The following is a 21368-nucleotide window of genomic DNA, read 5'->3' on the forward strand; positions in this document are numbered from 1 at the left end:
CAAAATGGATTTGGGAATCAGAGGCAAGCGGGCAATTGTCTGTGCGAGTTCAAAGGGCCTCGGGCGCGGTGTTGCGGAAAAACTGGCAGAAGCAGGCGTTGACCTGACACTCAATGCACGCACGGAAGCGGTACTGCGCCAGACGGCGCAAGAGATTGCCGAGACGTATGGCGTCAAGGTTCAGATTGTTGCTGCTGATGTGACAACGGAAGAGGGCCGCAAGGAACTTCTGGCTGCTGAACCGCAGCCCGATATTCTCGTCAACAATGCCGGTGGTCCGCCAGCTGGCCTCTGGTCAGACTGGCATGAGGAAGAATGGCTGAAGGCAGTCAATGCCAATATGCTGACGCCAATCTATCTGATGAACGCCATCCTTCCCGGCATGATCGAGCGCAAATGGGGGCGCGTGGTCAATATCACCTCCGGTTCGGTGAAAGCGCCCATTGCGCAGCTTGGCCTGTCGAATGCGGCGCGCAGCGGTCTGACCGGTTTTGTTGCCGGAACCGCGCGGCAGGTCGCCCGTCATGGCGTGATCATCAACAATCTGTTGCCCGGTTCGCACGAAACCGACCGGATCAAGGGGTTTCTGGAAAAGACATCGGAAACCAAGGGCATTTCCGTTGAACAGGCCCGCGCCGAAGCGCATGCCGCCAATCCCACGGGCCGCTTTGGCACGAAGGAAGAGTTTGGCGCGGCTGCAGCTTTCCTGTGCAGCCAATATTCCGGCTTTATCGTTGGCCAGAACCTGCTGCTCGACGGCGGTGCTTTCAATTCAACTCTGGGCTGATGGCGCCCTGAGCGATAGCGAATATGGGATGGGCGCCGTGTCCGGCCATCCCAAGCTGGAACAGGTTTTCCCGCCTATCCAAGTATTCGACGAAATGATGCGATTGCGGCGATCTGATTGATACATCGGTATTGTGGTTTGACATAAATTCGGAACACAGCTGAAATAGATATGAGGCGCAGATTGAGGGGGGATTCTATGCCGGTTTTGACCTTTTTGCGGGCTTTTGGCTGTTCCGGTCTGATCATGATGGCCGCTTCAGGCGCATCGGCCGAAAACCTCAAGGAGTTTCATGCGCGTGATGGCTCCTATAGTTACAAATATCCGGGAAATTTCAGAATAAGCACCATGTTCGCTGATGGAACCGGCGATCCTATGGGTGTGACAGCATCGACGCCGGAAAATGGCGACGTTCTGATTGAGATGTATTCCATGAATATACGCGCCGTCAAAGATGTTACCGAACAGACGATGGAGGCCTATGCCGCGCAATATGTGTCTGATCTGACCGACAGAAAGACCCGTTTTGTTTCCAAGAAACCAACGCAAATGTTTGGCCGCCTTGCCGTTGACATGACCTTTGACGAGGCAATGGTTTTTGGTACTTCGAAAACAATGAGGACAAGGCGCATCATTGCAACGATTGCCGGAGGTAAGGACTATTTTCTGATATGTCTCTATCGGAACGACCGCACCCAATTCGCGCCCGCTTGCGAAACTGCCGCAAAAACAGCCCGCTTGACAAAGGGCGGTTAAATAAAGCCAATCCTGGCTCCTGATCCGATTATCTCGCTCCAAATGTGAGACACGCTAAATGAGTTCTTCTCCCGTTCAGACCAGTCTTGCCCCGATATTTGTTCGGTTCATATTCGCATTTGTATTATGCGTCATCTTCGTTCAGGTGATCACTACGGTACTGAAGTTCGACATACCCAGCTCTATGAGTATCATCACTCTGGTGGTTGCGCTTGCCCCGGCTTTTGATCTGTTCACAAGAACAACAGGCCGGGTGATGACATCAGGCGAAAAATTGCGGTTTTCACTCGGCGCGGCAATCATCACTATTGTTATAAACGTCGCAACATTGCTGCTTATGAGTTACATCGCGACCGGTTCCCTCAATCTTGACACTGTGACCAGTGGGGTTGGGCTGGGGAGGATTGATGCTACTTTTGTGGCGATTATTCTGGCTGGTAGTCTCGTCCTTGCATTTATCATTACATATTTCACTGCGGGCTTTATGGGACGCGGCGCGCTGAAGCGTCTTGCCAAGGCGAAGGAATAGCCGCCCCGACGACTGAAAGCGGTTTCAAATGGACTTGAGCCCGATAGACTCGTAAAGTCAGGTGCAGAGCCATTCAAACGGGGAATAATGTTGGCCACCGACCGCGTTGCACGCAAACTCGTTGCTATTCTGGCAATCGATATGGTCAGCTATTCCAGTCATATGGAGACGGATGAGGCGGCCACAATTGCCCGGCTGCGCCTGCATCGCCAGCAATTGATTGATCCCGTTCTGCGCGAACACAATGGCCGTATCGTCAAGACGACAGGGGACGGACTGCTGGTTGAATTCGGCAGTGTCGTTGATGCAGTCGAGAGCGCTGTTCTCATTCAGCGCGGGGTGGCGGAGGCGGAGGTGAGTGTTGCAAAAGATCAGCGTATTCAATACCGGGCAGGCATCAACATAGGCGATATTGTCATTGATGGTGACGATATCTTTGGCGATGGCGTCAACATCGCCGCTCGAATGGAAGCTTTGGCCGAACCGGGCGGAATATCGATCACTGCCAATGTATTCGAGCAGGTTGCTGGCAAAGTGGCCTTTACCTTTGAAGACCTCGGCGAACGGCAGGTCAAGAACATCAAGAAGCGCATCCGCGTTTACCGGGTTGTGCTTGAGATCATGGCTGGTGTGAAGCGCGCCGCTTCCAGCGCACCGCCGGTGGAGGATGTCGCCAAACCGGCCATCGCGGTGCTGCCGTTTCAGGATATGAGCGCGGATAAGGATCAGGAATATTTCGCCGACGGAATTGCCGAAGACATTATCACCGGTCTGGCACGCAATCAGGCCTTCTTTGTCATCGCCCGTAATTCTTCGTTCACATACAGGGGCGGGGCCGTTGACATAAAGCAGGTCGCCGGGGAACTTGGTGTGCGATATGTGCTGGAGGGCAGCGTTCGGCGCAGTGGTTCTCGTGTACGCATCACCGCGCAGCTGATTGACGCTGCAACCGGCAATCATATCTGGGCCGAGCAATTCGACCGGCAGATGGACGATGTCTTTGCGGTTCAGGACGATATCACGGCAAGCATTGTGGGTGTTGTTACACCGGAACTCATTGGCGCAGAAATGAAGCGGGCGCGGCGTAAAGATCCGGCAAATCTGAATGCCTGGGACTATATGATGCGAGCCAACTGGCACGCCTGGCGCTGGACAAAGGAAGACAGCGCCGCTGCCAAGGATTTTGTGCTGAAGGCAATCGCCATTGATCCGAACCAGGCAAGGGCGCGGGTCGTCTACGCCATGTGCAAGATTGTCGATGTGCTTTATGCCTGGAGCCCCAACCCGCAGGCAGCCATGGCCGAAGCGCAGGACATGGCAAGGCTGGCCGTCGAACTGGATGACCGGGATGCCGAGGCCCATACAATACTTGGCTCAGTAGCGCTCTTCATGCGCCGTTTCGACGATGCACGCCGCTGTCTGGAAACAGCCATTGATCTCAATCCCAATCTGGCATTCGCGCGGATGTGGGGCGGCGGTTATTATGCGCTTGCCGGAGAAATTGAGAGCGCGCGGGAAACCCTGAAAATGGCGATTAGGCTGAGCCCGCGGGACCCGGCCAACTACTGGACTTTTGCGTTTTTCGGCATGGCAGAATTCGCCGACGGACATTATGACGCCGCGGCGGAGTGGGCGCGCAAAGCCCTTCACATGAATTATAATTTCCCGACCGATCACCGGGTTCTTCTGGCGGCACTGGGAGAGATGGGAGATGCCAATGCGACCCGTGCTGCTTTGGATGGCCTGTTAAGCGTTGCTCCCGAAACCAGCATTACGACAACGCGCGTCGGTGTTCCCTGGAAAACGCCCGAACATCTTGAACGCTATCTCGATGCGTTGCGCAAAGCCGGATTGCCCGAGTAAACGGGCAATCCGTGTGCTGTCAGGACGTCATCGCTTCCTGCATTTCTGTCTGCGTTGGTGGTTTGCCTCCGGCTTCACGCGATACCGGGATGAGCCACGTCGTTATGCAGGTGAGCAATGCGACGATAAACACACCCCAAAAACTCCAGTGCAGAGCGGAGTGGAACACAAAGCGAATTGCAGGATCGGTCGACAGGCTCGAAAGGCCTGTCGGTTGATTGATTATCTGATGCAGCCGGTCAGCAAGATCACCACTGCCAAAGTGAGCGATGCCGATGTTCAATATGGCGCCGAGGGTGGTTGCCCCAAGCGTATTGCCGAGACTACGGGCAAAAATGATGGAAGCCGTAGCACTGCCGCGCATGGACCATTCGACGCTCTCCTGCACGAGCACAACACTGGTCACGCTGACCAGACCCATGCCGAACCCCATAAGGAATGCGCCGAAGCCCGCATAAACAGGGCTGCTTTCCGGTGTCAGAAAGAGAAGAAAGGACGCGCCGATCGGGAACATGAAGCTGCCCGCGCGTAAGGTCGGGCGGATTCCAAATGCACGGAAAAGGCGGATGGACAGCATGACTGCCAGAGGCCAACCAACAATCAGCATGGTCAGTGTGAACCCAGCAACGAGAGGTGAGCGACCGAGCACGCCTTGCACATAAATTGGCAGAATGGTCGTCAGACCGATCAGCGCCATGCCGGCCAGAAGCGTTGCGACATTGCTGGTTGCAATAAGCCTGCGGCTCCAAAGCGCAATCGAAATGATCGGCTCCGGTGCCCGGCGTTCCTGCATGAAGAAGAGGACGCCCGTGGCGATAAACAGGGCACCGAGGGATGCCAGTATCCACAGATCAGCCTCTGTTTCGGTCAGGATGATCAAAAGCGAGACAATGGAAACCGTAAACAGGATCGTGCCCAGATAGTCGATACTGGCTTTGCGCGGTTCGATTTTCTCATGCAGGAAGAGGGTAAAGCCAATAATGGTAAACAGGCCGATAGGCAGGTTGATCCAGAAAATCCATGCCCAGGAAACATGATCGACAATCAGACCGCCAGCGAGCGGGCCGGTTACGGCAGAGATGGCCCAGACACTGGCAAGCACGCCTTGGACCTTGGCCCGTTCCTCAAGTTTATAGAGATCGCCAACAATGGTCATTGTCACCGGCTGGATCGCTCCCGCACCTATGCCCTGTAGCAATCGGAACGCGATCAGTGACATCATTGACCAGGCAAAACCGGCCAGCGCCGAACCGATGAGGAAAATGACAATACCGCCGATCAGGATTGGCTTGCGGCCGAAAATATCCGACAGTTTGCCGTAGACGACAGTTGTCGTGGACTGTGCCAATAGGAACGCCGAGAAAACCCAGCTGTAATAGGTAAAGCCGCCAAGCTGTCCGACAATCCTTGGCATGGCTGTGGCAACGATCGTGGCTTCGATGGCGACCATGAAAGTTGCCAGCACGATCGAGGCAATAATCAACGGACGCTTTGAACGTTCAACTGATTGGGACATTTTATCTGTTCTGGCTTTCCACTCGCTGGGACAGTTGTCGACGGGTCGATGAAGACCATCGGGCGAGCAATATAGTCTGTGGGATCAAAGTGTGGTGGCGGCAAGGGGCTACTGATAATTGCGGCTTGCGCAACGCAGTTCAACTCCTCGAACGTGCAGATGTCAATTGTTTGATGGTTACATTGCAGCGACTAACTGCCATCCGCTGACATCACACGCAGTTCCATAAGCTATCTTATGCGATCTTTGTGTGTAGCCGCAAAGTTAAAGTGTCCTGTTTCTGCAAAGTAGAAACGTCGCTGTGTCACTTCTTGTTGAGTGCAACGAGATATGGGATGCGGATTTTGGGACTGATTTTGATGAGCGAACGCGAACTGCACCGTATCGAGGTTTTGTCAGAGGTTGTGGAGCGCCGCCGGACGATTGCGTCGGCGGCCATTGTGTTGTCGCTGAGCGTGCGTCAGGTGCAGCGGATCATGCGGACCTTCTGTCTTGAAGGCGCTCCGGCGCTGCGACATCGCAGCCGCGGCCGACGATCGAACAACCGGATCAAGGATGGTGTGCGAGACCTTGCGCTGCAGGTGGTTCGGGAACGCTATGCGGACTTTGGGCCGACGCTGGCGACCGAGAAGCTGGTCGAACAAGGATTTTCGGTATCACGCGAGACGTTGCGCAAATGGATGGCGGATGATGGTTTATGGCTGTCACGCAAACAGCGCCGGACGTTTCGCCAACCTCGACTGCGCCGGGAATGTTATGGCGAATTGATTCAGATCGACGGCAGCGATCATCGCTGGTTTGAGGATCGTGGTGACCGATGCACATTGCTCGTCTTTATCGATGATGCCACGGGCAAGTTGATGCAGCTTTTGTTTGTGCGTTCGGAAAGCGCTTTCACCTATTTCGAGGCTTTGGAGCTTTATCTGAAGACGCATGGACGTCCGGTCGCATTCTATTCCGATAAGCATTCGGTATTTCGTGTAGCGAAGAAGGAAGCCGTGAACGGCCAGGGGATGACCCAGTTCGGCCGGGCATTATCAGAGCTCAGCATCGAGATATTGTGCGCCAATTCGAGCCAGGCGAAAGGCCGTGTTGAGCGGGTCAACCGCACCTTGCAGGATCGCATGGTCAAGGAGATGCGACTGGCTGGTATCAGCGATATGGCCACCGGCAATGCTTTCCTGCCGGACTTTAAGGACGCGTTCAACGAAAGGTTCTCTGTTGCTCCAATCAGGCCGGACAATCTGCACCGGCCACTCAATGTTGTTCCCGATAGATTGCGCGATATCCTGTGCAAGCGCGAACAACATCCTGTGCAAGCGCGAACAACGCTATGTCGGAGAGCAACTGGCATTCTCCTATGAGCGCAAGCGCATCATGCTGAAGGAGAATGAACTCAGTCGGGGTCTCGTCGGTCAATATATCGACACCTACGCCTTTGCCGACGGACGTTTGGAGATGCGTTGGAAAGGCGTAACCCTACCCTACACAATGTTCGACAAGGATCAGCGTGTCACCCATGCGGCCGTGACCGAGAACAAGCGGCTGGGCGATGTATTGTCTTTGATCAAGGCTCAACAGGACCCGCTACCTGCTCCCAAGGTGAAGACCAACAGCGAGATTATCGATTATCAAAAACGCGCCCGCAAACCTTCGCGGCGCGACAGTTGGATTGAGAAACGAAGAGAAGGCAGACTACAGGAGCAAGCTGCCACGGCTCTATTCACTGTCACCGGTCCGGGCTGCGATGTTGAAGTCTCCGCCCTGCCCGGCGACGCAACTCGGCATCTCTCGGGATGACATTTCTACTTTGCACACAACGCGACATTTCTAAATTGCTGCCACATTGTGTCGCTTTGGGGCACATTCTATTTTCAACTGCAACAGATGCTAAACCCGCTTTGTTTTCAGGAGGATGCATACTCTCTCCGCAATGAAAGCGATGCGTCGCACTGGATATTCCTTTTGTTTGGCGATAACACAGCGACAGACAACCAAAGGCCGCGACATATAGGTGATGGCAATCATGATCAGATTCAGACCCATGCTTAAAACTGAGTTTGAAGCTTACTATCTGGGCTATTTTATCCCTGACTATGCGGCTGAGATTTCGTCGAATTATGATCTTTCAAGCGATGAGGCAATTGCTCAAGCCAAGCGCGAGATTGCAGAAGATTTGCCAAATGGTCCGGAAACAGAGGGCCAGACACTGGTCTGTATCCTTGATGTTCAAGATGGCGATGAACAGGTTGTTGGTTATCTCTGGTTTCGCGCGGACCCCGTATCAAGCTCGGCCTTCATCAATGATATTTATGTCTTTCCCCATTTTCAGAACAAAGGTTATGGCAAGGCTACCCTGAGCGCGCTTCAGGACGTATTGGACGAGATGGGTATTCAACACCTGCGTCTGCGCGTGGCCGCCGATAACGAACGGGCCAAACATGTTTACGAATCCACCGGATTTCGCCTGACCGGGTTCAATATGACCAAGCGTATTGGCAAAGGGTAACATCGGGCTTCGCGGCAATTATTTTGTATCAGGTACAATGAATCACGAGATTGTATATGGATATCGTATAATCTCAGGTTTATATCGGTGGTCGTTTCCCCACGGCTGACCGCCGTTTGCAAATCCGCGACATTCTCTTTCTGATATGTACGCGCTATTGAGAGCGACCCCGACCATGTCGGACCAAACTTGCCAGAGCCCGCAGGCTCTGCCGATTACGACCCAAGCGCCTGAAATCCAGAAGACAGGTCCGAACTTCCGCACCATCGCGCTTATTGTTGCCAGTGCCATGTTCATGGAACAGCTCGATGCAACGGTGCTGGCAACGGCATTGCCGACCATGGCCCGCGACTTCGGCGTTCAGCCACCAGCGATGAGTCTCGCCCTCACATCTTATCTGCTCAGCCTCGCGATCTTTATTCCGGCGAGTGGCAAGATCGCGGACCGGTTTGGATCGCGGACAGTTTTCAGCGTCGCCATACTGGTTTTTGTCTTTGGCTCAATCCTTTGCGCGCAGGCGCCGGATTTGCGCTTTCTCGTTCTTGCCCGAATTATTCAGGGGCTCGGCGGTGCGATGATGATGCCGGTTGGCCGTCTCGTACTTATGCGCAGCGTTGCGCGTAAGGATCTTGTCTCGGCCATGTCGTGGTTGCTCGTCCCTGCACTCGTCGGTCCAATTCTGGGACCACCCGTTGGCGGGCTGATCGTGACCTATTTCGACTGGCGCTGGATCTTTTATATCAATGTACCGATCGGATGCCTTGGTTTTATCCTCGTCACACGGTTCATCGAAAATGTGAAAGGCGAAGCCACCGGTCCTTTCGATTTCCTTGGTCTTATCCTTTCGGGCATTTCGCTCGGCTCTCTTCTGTTCGGCTTCGAAATGGCAAGCCGTCCGGGTGAAGGCAAAGTGGCCGCACTGCTGGTTGTGATTGGTGTCGTCTTTGGTGCCGGTTATCTGGCCCACGCCAAGCGCCATCCCTCCCCCATCCTCGACTTCTCGCTCATGCGTGTCAGCAGTTTCAGCACATCGGTTATCGCGGGTTCGCTGACGCGTATCACACAGGGCGCGCAGCCTTTCCTGCTGCCTCTCATGCTGCAATTGGGTTTTGGCTTATCCGCCGCGCGGGCGGGCGGTATCATCGTTGCCACGGCACTCGGCTCAATGATCATGAAGGCTGTTGCACCGAAAATTCTCAGGAATTTTGGTTTTCGCGCAAGCCTCATCGTCAATGGTCTGGTTGCAACATTTGGCTATGCGCTTTGCGCCGCGTTCCGTCCGGATTGGCCGCTCCCGCTGATCTTCGGCATTTTGATGTGCTGCGGATTTTTCATGTCATTTCAGTTCACAGCCTACAATACCGTCGCCTATGATGAGATCGGACGCGAACGCATGAGCTCGGCGACCAGTTTCTACACGACATTCCAGCAGCTCATGCTGTCGCTTGGCATCTGCGTTGGAGCATTGGCGCTATCCGGGTCGATGCTGGTCAGAAGCCACGCAACGCCCGAACTTGGTGATTTCTCCGCGGCTTTTCTCGTTGTGACAGCGATCTCATTGACGGCGACGATCTGGAATCTGCGCTTTTCGCGCTCAGCAGGATCAGACATTAGTGGCCATACGAAGGGCGTAGCCAAAGCTCCGGCGGAATGACGCCAGGTCACTCTCGTCTCACTTGAACTTGATTGGTGCCTCTCTGGCCCATCCGGTAGTGATAGAGCCCGACAGCCAGCGGACGTTTTGACGACACGATGGAGTTTCAACCACTATTCTCTACCCGATAAAGCGTTCCAGCACTGAGGTTGGCACGCAGGGCTATGTCGTGTCTCGCTCATTCATCTCATCGGCCGTCGGATAAACAAAGGAGCAAGAGCATGCACTTCAAGTATGGTTTGGATCGGATATCCGTGGCGATGCTATTCGCGGTTGGTGCCGCGATGGCAACACTGCCGGCGCAGGCGCAAACATCGGCTGATCAACGTGTGAGAGTGCGCGGAACGGTCARCAGTATCGATGCGACGACACTGACCGTGAAGACCAGAGAAGGTGCGACAACGAAGGTCGCGCTTAAATCAGGCTGGCAGGTGGCGGGCGTCGTCAAGGCATCGGTTGATGATATCAAGCCCGGCGACTTCGTCGGTATTGCATCGCTTCTCAAAGCCGATGGCGGCGATGGTGCGCTCGAAGTTCTGATCTTCCCGGCGGCCATGAAAGGCACAGGCGAAGGAAGCTATTCGTGGGATCTGAAACCGAACAGCTCGATGACAAACGCCACGGTGGCAGACGCGGTCAAATCGGTCGACGGTCGTACAGTAACGGTCAAATATCAGGGCAAGGATAAGAAAATCTCCATTGCCGATGGCACGCCAATCGTTACCTTCGCCCCCGCAACAACGGCGGATCTGACCCCCGGCGCCGTTGTGTTTGTACCCGGCGAAAAAGCGGCAGATGGCGCCATTTCCACAAGCCGTGTTGTAGTGGGCACCAAAGGCGTGGTTCCACCCATGTAATTTTCCGTTTGTTCATCTGACGGCGAAATCAACCCATCTGAAAATAGCAACACCCGATATGTCAGTATTATTGACATATCGGGTGTTTTGCGTTGCTATGGCTTAACAACAGCCGGGAGGAAGACATGGGCGATTGGGATGCTCTCTACGCTACGCGTACAAAAAACATGCGTGCGTCTGAGATACGTGAACTGCTGAAACTGCTTGATCAGCCCGATATCATATCCTTTGCCGGCGGTATTCCAGACCCTGCCCTCTTCCCCAAGGAAGCGATCAAGGAAGCCTACGACGCGATCATCAGCAAGAATGCGGACGTTGCTTTGCAGTACTCGGTGAGTGAAGGCTATCGCCCGCTGCGCGAATGGCTGGTCACGCATATGGCGTCAATCGGGGTGCCCTGCAGCATCGACAATATCGTCATCACGACAGGCTCACAGCAGGCTCTCGATTATCTTGGCAAACTATTCATATCGCCCGGCGATACGGTGCTGACGACATGGCCCACCTATCTCGGCGCGTTGCAGGCGTTTAACGCTTACGAACCCCGCTATGACCGTCTCAACCCAGAACTGGGGAACATGACGCCCGCTGCCTATCGCGACGGTGCCAAAGCTGCTGGCGGTGATGTCAGGCTCGCCTATCTCACAGCTGATTTCTGCAACCCGACTGGCGAAACGATCAGCCGCGATGGCCGCATCCGATTGATTGAACTGGCGCACGAACTCGACATACCGCTGATTGAAGATGCCGCCTATCAGGCATTGCGCTTTGATGGCGAACCTGTCCCCTCAATGCTAGCGCTCGACTGCGAGCGGGAAGGAAATATCGAGAATACGCGTGTCATCTATTCCGGCAGTTTCTCCAAGACACTCACACCCGGTTTGCGTGTGGGCTGGATATGCGCCGCAAAGCCGGTGGTTGCCAAATTGGTTCTGATCAAACAGGCGGCTGATCTTCATAGTCCGACCATCAATCAGATGGCGATCCATCATGTGGCTGAGCGGTCATTCGACAAACAGGTGGAGAAGGTTCGCGACAGTTACCGCAAGCGCCGGGATTATATGCTGGATGCCCTCGCCCGCTTCATGCCTGAAGGTGTGACATGGACAAAGCCTGAGGGCGGTATGTTTGTGTGGGTCACCTTGCCTGAGGGTTTGGACGGTGCAGCCCTCCTCGCACAGGCGTTGCAGAAAGTACGGGTGGCGTTTGTTCCCGGCTTTGCATTCTTTGCCGATGGCACGGGTAAGAACACCATCCGGCTCAATTTCTCCCTGCCCAATAAGGAAGCAATTGAAACGGGCATTTCCCGGCTTGGAAAACTGATTGCTGAAGAGGCCGCTCAGAGCCTTTCCGGCAGAACAACTATGCTGCGGGGAGCCTGATTGCAAAACAGGCCCCCTCGGGGGTGTCCTGCAGCTCAATCGTGCCGTCATGCCCCCTGACCAATGCCGCGGCAATACCAAGTCCGAGACCGGTGCCACCGCTTTCGCGCCGCGTGGTAAAGAAAGGTTCGAAGATACGGCCCTTGTTGCCGGGTGAAATCCCGCTGCCATCATCACTTGCCGTAAGGGTTACAATTTCAGGCCCAGCCACTGCATTAAGCGTGAAGCGCGTGGCGCCATGGCGCGCGGAATTATCGGCCAGATTGGAAAGGATGATTGCCGCGTTCTCGGCAGACATGCGAAAGCGGATGTCTGCGCCAGCACCAATCTGAACTGACATTCGCTTGTCCGGAACAAGCATTTCAACCACTTCGCCAAGAGACGTCGTTTCGCCGGTCGAATGCATGCTCTCGGCGCGGGCGAGTTCGATCAATCGGCGGACCAGCCGGTTCAACCTGTCCGTATCGGCAATGATATTGCTGTAAAACCGCGACCGTTTCTCCTGTTCCATCTCGTCTCCGGCATCACGAAGCAGTTCAGCTGCACCTTGGATTGCAGTCAGGGGCGATTTGAGTTCATGCGAAACATGGGTGGCAAAAGTTCGTATTGTGTCTGACCGGGCCTGTAGCTTGTGGGCCATATCAAGAAACGCATTTGAAAGCTCGGCCATTTCACGCGTCCCATGATGATGCAGCGGGCCAACGGCACTCCTGTCACCGGCGGAAATTCGYGCTGTCCGGTCGATCAACTCGTAGATCGGCCGGCTGATAGTGCGGATAAAGACAAAGGCGATGATCAGCGTGACACCGAATATGGTAAGAGCGGCCAGTATCACCTTGCCGCGTTCGCTGTAGAGGTGTTTGACAATGTTATTGGGAGTTCTGGACGCGTAGACAACGCCCGCAACGCGATCCCCAACAATGACGGGGATCGCTGCAAAGACGCGCACGCGTGTACCCCGGCTGACCGAGTAGATTGGCGGAACCGGCGAATCCAGAACGCGCGTGCGCAATGCACTGGCATAGGTGCCGGACAGTGCCGCACGAACCTCCTCGATATCCGCGAGCGACTTGCCGGTTTCGCCGCTTCCGGCAATGACGACCCCGGAAGGATCAAGCAGCCGGAAACCGGCAAGTGTGATTGTCTGGGTATCGGTCAGAATTCCGGTAAGGCGCGCGCCGATTGCAACGAAGGCGGGATCAACTGTAGCTGGAACAGAGTCCGGTCGGCGCGGCAGAACAGGGTCAATAGCAAGGTCGAGGCGTGGCTCGATGGGGTGGTAGCGTTCGTCGCCGCTGCTTCCAGCCGCAGGAACAGGCATTGCGCCAAGCTTTTCACGGGGAATATCAGCGTCGCGTACTTCACGCGCATAGATTGCAGCGATAGCGGCTCCCTGCGCGATAAGCTCAGCCTCCGTTTGCCGGATGAGCTGGTTTTCATAGAGGCGAAAGAAAAACAGGCCGACAAAGGGCAGAACCATGACCGTCATCAGAATGACGAGTACCACCAGTCCAAGTCGTGGTCGCCACTTCTCGCTCATAGGCCGCACCGGCCAAGCCGGAAGCCAACCCCGTGAACCGTTTCAATGGCGTCTGTGCAACCCACAGCGGCAAATTTGGCACGAATGTTGCGGATATGGCTGTCTACCGTTCGATCGGACACATAAATATTGACCGCATGACTGGCACCCATGATCTGGTCGCGGCTTAAAACATGCGCCGGTTTATTCAGCAAACTTTTGATCATGGCGAATTCGATCGAGGTCAAATCGAGGTCATGCCCGGAAAAGTTTACGGAATGCCGAGCGGGATCAAGTGTCAGAAGACCATGGATCAAAGGTTTTGGGTCCGGGCCGATTTCGGCCGCAGCTGGACGCGCTCGCCGCAGGATGACATTGACCCGCGCAACCAGTTCACGCGGGCTGAATGGCTTTGTCACATAGTCATCGCCGCCCATCTCCAGCCCGAGAATGCGATCAATCTCTTCATCACGGGCCGAGAGAAACAGGATTGGGACATTCGACGTCTTACGTAGTTCACGGCAGACGTCGAGCCCGTCCATCTCTGGCATGCCAATATCCAGCACCAGAAGATCAGGTGCCTTTTGCTGGGCCATGCGCAGCGCGGCAATACCGTCCGCCGCGACGTCCGTTGTCATACCGGCTTTTTCCAACGCAAAGCAGATCACTTCGCGAATATGCGGGTCGTCATCTGCCACAAGAATGCGTTGAGCCATAGGTTCGTCTTTCAGTGTTCACCCGGCACGAAATCCGGTCGTGAGGGTGACGTGGGATTGGCCTCTAGATAGCGGGAAAGACGCCATCCGCGAAAGGTCCAGGCACGCCAGTTCTCGAAATACCGGCGTTGTTGTCTGACGAGCCCCTGCCGTTCCTCTTCCAGTACACGGGCCGTTTGCACGTCTGCAGGAGGCATTGCCGCGATCATGCTATCCATAGCCGGAATAGCATCAGGACCGAGCAATGTAAGGTAGTTGATATCGACATTGAACTCTCCTCCATTCATCGCACGGCTGTGTTTTACGTTATATTCGGCAATTAAAGCCGCGAAATTGATAAAGCAGCAGACATAAAGTGTTGCAGAAAGCGTCAGAAGATTGGCGGCAAACAGCCATTCATTCGATTTTCCAAGTGCAATACGAACCATGATCAACACAAGCCCGGCGGCCACCAGAAGCATCCAGATGAATGCGGCCATACGCCAATAGGTCAGCGAGTAGATGGTGACATAAAGATCAAGACGCAGGATGGATGAGATGACAAGCACGACATTCTGGGCTGTCCACAGATAGACCAGAGCACGGATGCTGCGGTCCGCCGATGTCGCACTGCCCGGCCGCATCGCCACAAGGACAAATCCGGCAGCGAGCAATGCCGTTGCAATCAGCGGATAAGCACCGCTATGGGCATAGCTGGCATAGGTCACACCATCGGGCAAAGCAGCGCCGCCCCAAAGATAGGTGGCATCGAGCGCTGTCTGGATTGCAAACAATGCGTTGAAGAGCAGGAGCGCGCGCAGAATTGCTCCCTTGCCAAAGACAATGTCTTCGATGTTGGTGCCATCCATCTTCATCGATGGTACGGACGCCAAGGGATTGACCAGCGGTTTGCGGGTATTCCGGGTGCGCCGGATCTGTAGGCGTGGCCGCAGGAATGCCCAGATTCCGGCAATGAATAGCAGCCAGAACAGGCTACGCCATATGCCGATGAGGTCAAAGATTGCCCAGAAATCAATGAGGGATAGCCAATGCTCGATCACCGGATTGGCAACACCGAACAAAGTGATGAAAACCCCCGCCAGAATGAGTGGCATCAACCATACGGCAATACTGGCAAAGCGGATTGCACGCTTGCCAACACGTCTGATGACGGTTCGCCAGCGAATGAAATCCCTGATGAACCTGATAGGTGCAACAAGCAGAAATATTGCCATCTGCCGGGCGATAGCAGCCACGCCTGTACGCAAACGTTTTGCCGTGGCCAGTGCAAAAAGACCAAGCGAGATAATGGCGATGGAAACAGAGAGCCCGGTGACGTCTTCAACGAGCGGAGCAAGCCCGGCGATCAGGAGCGTAAATCTGATTGCCTGCACCCAGCCTTTTGCTGGGGCAGGGTTGGCTACAACGATTGCAATTGCCAGCAGCACGGCCAGAATCAGCAGCGACACTCCGACATATTGGTCAAAAAGCAGAAAATCAGCAGCGGCGGTCAGGAAAAGAGCAAGTCCTATTCGCGTTGGAAAGCTCGGTTGGAGTGTTTTGGACGTGATCATGTTTTGTGACCCTTGGCGTCGCTGCGGTTAACAGGCGGATTGGATGAAGCTCTGAACGGGAGGATTGTGGCGCCAGGGAGTGGCGTTGGCGGATCAACAAGCCACCAGCCATCGGCAAGAAGCCGTGAAGGCAAAGAGTGTTTGATGTGATGAGTGGGTTCTGAGGGCGTTTGCATGCGGGCTTTGTGCTTGCAAACCAAGGGCGGCTTGTGTTGCGCTGGAGGAGAATTTCAGCAGTTTCGTGCAGAAATTGTGCAGGCGTGTTGAAGTGATGGGGCCAACAATCAGCTTGTGTCGAACAAGTTGAAGAAATCCCCTGTCAAGATGTGGCAACAGACAGTGTGTTTGCAGCCATCAGTAGCAACTTATTAACCTTCATTTTCTATTCGATAAGGCAAGTTTACGAGCAACATCCAATCGCTTCGCTTGCAGGTATCATGCGTATTCCAAGAACAAATTTCTCAATGAAGTCAGATGATTACGTAGACGAGTATGGCGATGTGAACGAATCGCCTGCGTCTATACCGGCACCGATGGCCGCTAAACCTTACGTGCCGGAACCAGCACCGGCACCGGTTCAACGCCAAGCTGCTCCCAGCGCACGCGCTGCGGCGCCGTCACCTTACGAGCCGGTATCCACAAGACGCTCCGTTGAAGCGCCTGCCGTGGCCACGCCAAGTGCAGTAACGCGCGCGCCAGTGCGGGCGGCCGTTACCCTTGAACCCGATACGGACCCGTCTGCACCTATTTCCAAGCGCATGTTCTCGCTTTCTGCCAATGTACGGTTCACGCGCACACCGGATGCTGTTTTGAACAAGCATCGCAGCGGAACGGAAAACGCAGCGCCTGTACCTGCCGTCAAACCAGACAAATCCGTTGCCGTGTCAAAAACGCCAATGGAGCCAGCGCGTGCCTCTGTGAATATCTCGCCCGAAAAGAAGATCGCCACCACAAATGTCGCTCACGAAAAGGCCCCTGCCCCAATTGAGGCTAGCCTGCTTCGCGGCCCGGCATTTCCTGCAAGCTACGCCACGCCCGTGGTGACCCATGCCCCGGTTGTTCGCGAGAGCCGGCCCAGCCTGCAGGTGGCTGGCGCGCAGTCTGTGCCGCACAAATCCGGACCACTTGACTATCTTTCGGATTTTGCATTCTGGGAATCGATGGAATTTTCCGGCGGTGTTGCCCCGATCCCCGCTGCGTCTGCATCGCAGGCCGTGCGCAAAATTGCGCCAGATGCGATCACAGCCCTGTTCCGCGTGGTTGAACTGCGGCAGCCGCATCAACAGGTCGCTGCAACGGCAGTGCCTGCAACGCCCATGCCATTGCCTGTCGCCCCCATTGTTCCGGTCGCGCCGAAGGTTGTTGCGCCTGCTGTGCCCTTGCATCAGCCAGAACCCGTCGTTGAAAAAGCGGTGATTGTAAAACCGATCATCGTAGCACCGGAACCCGTGGTTGCGGCTGTTGTGGAAACTGCACCAGCGCAGGGTGCAGTAGCGGTCGAAGAGAAGCCGTCACGCCTTCAGGTAACGGTTCGTCAGGAGCAGCCCGTTATCGTTCCCGCACGTCTCTCACCACTACCGGTCCAGTCCTATGGCGAAACCTATGAGCGCCCGCCGCTATCCCTGTTGCAGGAACCGGCGGAGCGTACGGAAGTGGTCATTACGCAGGAAGCGCTGGAACAGAATGCCGGACTTCTGGAGAGTGTACTGGAGGATTTCGGCATACGCGGCGAGATTATTCATGTGCGCCCCGGCCCCGTGGTCACACTTTATGAATTCGAGCCCGCACCCGGCATCAAGTCTTCACGTGTCATTGGTCTTGCTGATGATATCGCCCGTTCCATGTCCGCCTTATCGGCTCGTGTTGCGGTCGTGCCGGGACGCAATGTCATTGGTATCGAGTTGCCGAACGCGATCCGCGAGACGGTATATTTCCGCGAGATGATCGCATCAGCAGATTTCACGAGTACCAAACTCAAGCTGGCGCTTTGCCTTGGTAAGACCATTGGCGGTGAACCTGTCATTGCCGAGCTTGCAAAAATGCCTCACCTGCTGGTGGCCGGTACAACCGGTTCGGGCAAGTCTGTCGCTATCAACACGATGATCCTCTCGCTGCTCTACCGGCTGACACCGGAAGAATGCCGCTTGATCATGGTCGATCCGAAAATGTTGGAACTGTCGATTTATGACGGTATTCCGCACCTGCTGACCCCTGTCGTAACAGACCCCAAAAAGGCGGTTATGGCGTTGAAATGGGCAGTTCGGGAGATGGAAGACCGCTACCGGAAGATGTCAAAACTTGGAGTGCGCAACATTGACGGCTTTAACGCCCGTGCTGCACAGGCCAAGGAAAAGGGCGAGACAGTGATGTGTACTGTTCAAACAGGTTTTGACAAGGGAACTGGCGAGGCCATTCATGAGCAGGAAGCCCTCGATCTGACACCGATGCCTTATATCGTGGTCATTGTCGACGAAATGGCCGATTTGATGATGGTGGCGGGCAAGGACATTGAAGGCGCCATTCAGCGCTTGGCCCAGATGGCACGCGCTGCCGGTATCCATCTGATCATGGCAACACAGCGCCCGTCGGTTGATGTTATCACCGGTACAATCAAGGCGAACTTCCCGACCCGCATCTCGTTTCAGGTGACATCGAAGATCGACAGCCGCACTATTCTCGGTGAACAGGGCGCGGAACAATTGCTTGGTCAGGGCGATATGTTGCACATGGCCGGTGGCGGGCGGATTTCCCGCGTACACGGACCGTTTGTGTCTGATGAGGAAGTTGAACGTGTCGTGGCGCACCTGAAGGCACAGGGTCGCCCTGATTATCTCGACACGGTCACAGCCGATGAGAGTGAAGAGGAAGAACCTGAAGCGGAGACCGGCGGAGCCGTCTTCGATAAGGGCTCTGTTGCGGCTGAAGATGGCAATGAACTCTATGACCAGGCGGTCAAAGTGGTTATGCGCGACAAGAAATGCTCCACCTCCTATATCCAGCGCCGCTTGCAGATCGGCTATAACAGAGCTGCATCACTGGTGGAACGTATGGAAAAGGAAGGGCTGGTCGGACCGTCCAACCATGTGGGCAAGCGGGAAATTCTCTCGCATAACAGGGACAATGCGCCATTCGCCAATGGCGACATGCCGGACTAGTTCTTAAAGTAAAAGACGCGGGTGCTCTTGCGTCTCCACCGCCGCTATGTCATGACGCGCGTCCTTGATTTGGGCGCGCGGTGTCCATTCGACGGGCCTTGTCCCGATTTCTGACATTCATGGCATAAAGGAGCGCGGCAATGGCTCAGGCGCTGGGTTTCGACTTTGGCACGACCAACACGGTTCTGGCATTGGCGGATGGAACAACGACACGCTCATTGTCATTCACCAATGCGACCGGCACGGCCGACAGCATGCGCACGGCGCTGTCTTTCATGAAAGACCCTGTTGCCGGTGCAGCGGCATTGAAGGTTGAAGCGGGACATGCCGCAATCCGCCAGTTCATTGATAATCCCGGCGAAAGCCGCTTTTTGCAGTCCATCAAGACATTTGCCGCAAGTGCGCTCTTTCAAGGCACTTTGATTTTTGCCAAGCGCCACACATTTGAAGATCTGATGGAAATTTTCGTGCGGCGGTTAAAGACCTATGCAGGCGATGAATGGCCAGGGGATGTCAAACGTATTGTCACCGGCAGGCCAGTGCATTTTGCCGGTGCCAATCCCGATCCTGCGCTGGCAACCGCGCGCTATAACGAGGCGCTGACCCGTTTCGGCTTTCCTGAAATCCACTATGTCTACGAACCAGTGGCCGCAGCGTTCTATTTCGCCCAAAATCTCAAGGCTGATGCGACCGTTCTCGTGGCGGATTTCGGCGGCGGGACGACCGACTATTCGCTCATCCGCTTCGAGAAGAAGGCCGGTAAACTCAGTGCAACACCAATCGGTCATTCCGGTGTCGGCATTGCAGGGGATCATTTCGACTCCCGGATGATCGACAGCATCGTTGCACCGCAAATCGGCAAGGGAAGCTATTTCAAGAGTTTCGACAAGACACTCGAAGTGCCCTCCTCCTACTATGCCAATTTCAGCCGCTGGAACCAGCTTTCCATTTTCAAGACAACACGGGAGTTTTCTGAGCTGAAGAAGCTGGTTCGCTCCAGCCTTGAGCCGGAGAAGCTCGAGGTTTTCGTTGATCTCGTCGATCATGACGAAGGCTATCCGCTCTATCAGGCCGTTTCGGCAACCAAGATGGCGCTGTCCACAGCTGATGAGGCAGAGTTCAACTTTGAACCATTGGGACGTGGTGGCCGAAAGATGATCAAGCGCAGCGACTTTGAAGAGTGGATTGCGGCCGATCTGACGCGCATTGAAGGCGCGCTTGACGATGTTCTTGAGAAGACCCACACGGCGGTGGGCGATATCGACAAGGTCTTCCTGACAGGCGGCACATCCTTCGTCCCGGCGGTTCGGCGCATATTCACCGAACGCTTTCCACAGGACAAAATCGAGAGCGGCGGCGAGCTGCTTTCAATCGCGCATGGGTTGGCGCTCATTGGGGAGCGCGACGACATTCCGCAATGGACCGCCTGATCTGGTCGGGCCACAGCCTTTTAGGGCTGGATATCAGATATCAAACTTCTTCCAGAGGGACGACTTTTGGTCGACATTAGTGGAACACTCAACGTTGTTGCAAAAAGTCAGAGGGTTTTTGTCATCAACCCGCTGGTTGATTCCTGCCTGCGTCGTGGAGGCGGTTACCATCATGGTATCCGGCCAGTTGGACTCATATCCTACCGCTGTCGTGGCAACCAACGCTGCACAGAGCGCCAAGCTTAGCAGATAGATCCGCCCAAGATTCTGTGGTCCTTCAGTCCGTTCTTTTACATAGTCCGGTTCACGATCGACATTGCTTCTATGCATGATGAATCTCCGGATAGTTTTAAAACGTTGAATGCAGGTCATTCGATTTGAAAGGCCGCCAGAAATACGGACGCAATAGAGGCAAGTTTTTGACCTATGCGAACACATCAAAATCAACTCTTATTGATTGGAATAATGGAGTAAATTTTAACGGTTTTCCGGCCGCCTAATTGGGAACCCGGATGAAAATTGTCGCGCTTGTTCTTGGGTCAGGCCGGGAGATTGTGCGCTTTGCGCGCCATGAGGCATTCCGGATCGCCGGGCATGCAGGAACGGCACACGTCAGGGCGTACATCGTAAATTCCGCAAGCTGTGGTCTTGCCGACCTCGCCCGTTAATGCGGAGCAGCGAACACCGACGCAGCGCATGCCGCTCTCGTCGCTAGCGACATATTTGGCAGGAATAAGCGCAAGCTGCTCATCGTCCTCGATGGAGAATCTCGGCCACTGCGATGAATAGCAGCAACAGGCGCCGCAGGTCTGGCAATCATAAATCTCGCCTGCATCCATGCGTTTTATTTGCCCTTGCGTTTGCGTGCAGGCGTCTTGGACGTTGCATTGAACAGATCACTATCGCCTGCCTCGGCATCTGAACCTGCCGCGTCCTGTTCAATCTTCTCGGGCTTGGGTGCCTTTACCGGTGCCGGACGCTCGCTTGTCGCAGAGTCCTTGGCAGTAAACTTGATAGCCATGGTTCAATCCTCTCATGTTCGCCCTGATGAGCGATAGGGATTGCCGATGCAGGCCGCCAGCGCAGGAAGGGAGCTGTTGTTTAACCCGTATGGACCACGGATACTAGGCTTGAAGCCGATT

17 protein-coding genes and 1 pseudogene are annotated in these 21368 nt (G+C 55.0%); 11 read left to right on the top strand and 7 right to left on the bottom strand.

The window, feature by feature from the left end:
- Window positions 1–4: 4 nt before the first annotated feature.
- From AB4Y96_RS15515 to AB4Y96_RS15530, 4 genes are all read left to right on the top strand, one after another.
- A complete protein-coding gene (locus tag AB4Y96_RS15515) occupies window positions 5–787 on the top strand; it encodes an SDR family oxidoreductase (protein WP_441918345.1) in 783 nt (260 codons plus the stop codon).
- A 198-nt stretch (window positions 788–985) separates the two neighbouring features.
- Window positions 986–1543, top strand: coding sequence for a hypothetical protein (locus AB4Y96_RS15520; RefSeq protein WP_441918346.1), 558 nt, complete (start codon window positions 986–988; stop codon window positions 1541–1543).
- A gap of 58 nt (window positions 1544–1601) precedes the next feature.
- Entirely contained in the window at window positions 1602–2072 is a 471-nt protein-coding gene (locus AB4Y96_RS15525) for an ABZJ_00895 family protein (RefSeq protein ID WP_441918347.1), read from the top strand.
- 87 nt (window positions 2073–2159) lie between these two features.
- Window positions 2160–3935, top strand: a complete 1776-nt coding sequence (locus AB4Y96_RS15530) for an adenylate/guanylate cyclase domain-containing protein (RefSeq protein ID WP_441918348.1) — start codon at window positions 2160–2162, stop codon at window positions 3933–3935.
- A gap of 19 nt (window positions 3936–3954) precedes the next feature.
- Here the strand turns inward: AB4Y96_RS15530 and AB4Y96_RS15535 are convergent, their stop codons facing one another.
- A complete protein-coding gene (locus AB4Y96_RS15535) occupies window positions 3955–5451 on the bottom strand; it encodes an MDR family MFS transporter (protein ID WP_441918349.1) in 1497 nt (498 codons plus the stop codon).
- A 344-nt stretch (window positions 5452–5795) separates the two neighbouring features.
- On the opposite strand from AB4Y96_RS15535, the pseudogene AB4Y96_RS15540 reads away from it, so the two are divergent.
- From AB4Y96_RS15540 to AB4Y96_RS15560, 5 genes and pseudogenes are all read left to right on the top strand, one after another.
- Window positions 5796–7164: pseudogene (locus AB4Y96_RS15540) on the top strand (ISNCY family transposase); the annotation flags it as partial.
- A 313-nt stretch (window positions 7165–7477) separates the two neighbouring features.
- The gene (locus tag AB4Y96_RS15545) at window positions 7478–7960 is read left to right on the top strand and encodes a GNAT family N-acetyltransferase (RefSeq protein WP_441918350.1); all 483 of its coding nucleotides are present in this window, start codon (window positions 7478–7480) and stop codon (window positions 7958–7960) included.
- Window positions 7961–8135: 175 nt separating this feature from the next.
- On the top strand, window positions 8136–9614 hold the full coding sequence (locus tag AB4Y96_RS15550) for a DHA2 family efflux MFS transporter permease subunit (protein WP_091886818.1): 1479 nt from the start codon (window positions 8136–8138) through the stop codon (window positions 9612–9614).
- Window positions 9615–9874: 260 nt separating this feature from the next.
- Complete coding sequence (locus AB4Y96_RS15555; RefSeq protein WP_441918400.1) at window positions 9875–10471, top strand: hypothetical protein; 597 nt, start codon at window positions 9875–9877, stop codon at window positions 10469–10471.
- Window positions 10472–10596: 125 nt separating this feature from the next.
- Entirely contained in the window at window positions 10597–11853 is a 1257-nt protein-coding gene (locus AB4Y96_RS15560) for an aminotransferase-like domain-containing protein (protein ID WP_441918351.1), read from the top strand.
- Here AB4Y96_RS15560 and AB4Y96_RS15565 read toward each other — a convergent pair.
- From AB4Y96_RS15565 to AB4Y96_RS15575, 3 genes are read right to left on the bottom strand one after another with little or no spacing between them, the layout of a single operon-like run.
- Window positions 11834–13393: an ATP-binding protein gene (locus tag AB4Y96_RS15565; RefSeq protein WP_441918352.1), complete on the bottom strand. Its 1560-nt coding sequence runs from the start codon at window positions 13391–13393 to the stop codon at window positions 11834–11836. The two genes, AB4Y96_RS15560 and AB4Y96_RS15565, sit on opposite strands and share 20 nt — an antisense overlap.
- Window positions 13390–14088: a response regulator gene (locus tag AB4Y96_RS15570; RefSeq protein WP_441918353.1), complete on the bottom strand. Its 699-nt coding sequence runs from the start codon at window positions 14086–14088 to the stop codon at window positions 13390–13392. The genes AB4Y96_RS15565 and AB4Y96_RS15570 overlap by 4 nt, the downstream gene beginning before the upstream one ends.
- 11 nt (window positions 14089–14099) lie before the next feature.
- Window positions 14100–15641, bottom strand: coding sequence for a DUF4153 domain-containing protein (locus tag AB4Y96_RS15575; RefSeq protein ID WP_441918354.1), 1542 nt, complete (start codon window positions 15639–15641; stop codon window positions 14100–14102).
- Between the two features lie 464 nt (window positions 15642–16105).
- Between AB4Y96_RS15575 and AB4Y96_RS15580 the strand changes: the two genes are divergently transcribed.
- Both AB4Y96_RS15580 and AB4Y96_RS15585 read left to right on the top strand, forming a co-directional pair.
- The gene (locus tag AB4Y96_RS15580; protein ID WP_441918355.1) at window positions 16106–18796 is read left to right on the top strand and encodes a DNA translocase FtsK; all 2691 of its coding nucleotides are present in this window, start codon (window positions 16106–16108) and stop codon (window positions 18794–18796) included.
- A 140-nt stretch (window positions 18797–18936) separates the two neighbouring features.
- On the top strand, window positions 18937–20226 hold the full coding sequence (locus tag AB4Y96_RS15585; protein ID WP_441918356.1) for an Hsp70 family protein: 1290 nt from the start codon (window positions 18937–18939) through the stop codon (window positions 20224–20226).
- A 33-nt stretch (window positions 20227–20259) separates the two neighbouring features.
- Here AB4Y96_RS15585 and AB4Y96_RS15590 read toward each other — a convergent pair whose 3' ends face one another.
- The 3 genes from AB4Y96_RS15590 to AB4Y96_RS15600 all read right to left on the bottom strand — a co-directional run bounded on the left by AB4Y96_RS15590 (window position 20260) and on the right by AB4Y96_RS15600 (window position 21247).
- On the bottom strand, window positions 20260–20556 hold the full coding sequence (locus AB4Y96_RS15590; RefSeq protein WP_441918357.1) for a hypothetical protein: 297 nt from the start codon (window positions 20554–20556) through the stop codon (window positions 20260–20262).
- 209 nt (window positions 20557–20765) lie between these two features.
- The gene (locus tag AB4Y96_RS15595; protein ID WP_441918358.1) at window positions 20766–21065 is read right to left on the bottom strand and encodes a YkgJ family cysteine cluster protein; all 300 of its coding nucleotides are present in this window, start codon (window positions 21063–21065) and stop codon (window positions 20766–20768) included.
- 5 nt (window positions 21066–21070) lie between these two features.
- The gene (locus AB4Y96_RS15600) at window positions 21071–21247 is read right to left on the bottom strand and encodes a hypothetical protein (RefSeq protein WP_441918359.1); all 177 of its coding nucleotides are present in this window, start codon (window positions 21245–21247) and stop codon (window positions 21071–21073) included.
- Window positions 21248–21368 lie beyond the last annotated feature (121 nt).

The organism is Phyllobacterium sp. TAF24 (assembly GCF_052113785.1).
Classification (GTDB): domain Bacteria; phylum Pseudomonadota; class Alphaproteobacteria; order Rhizobiales; family Rhizobiaceae; genus Phyllobacterium.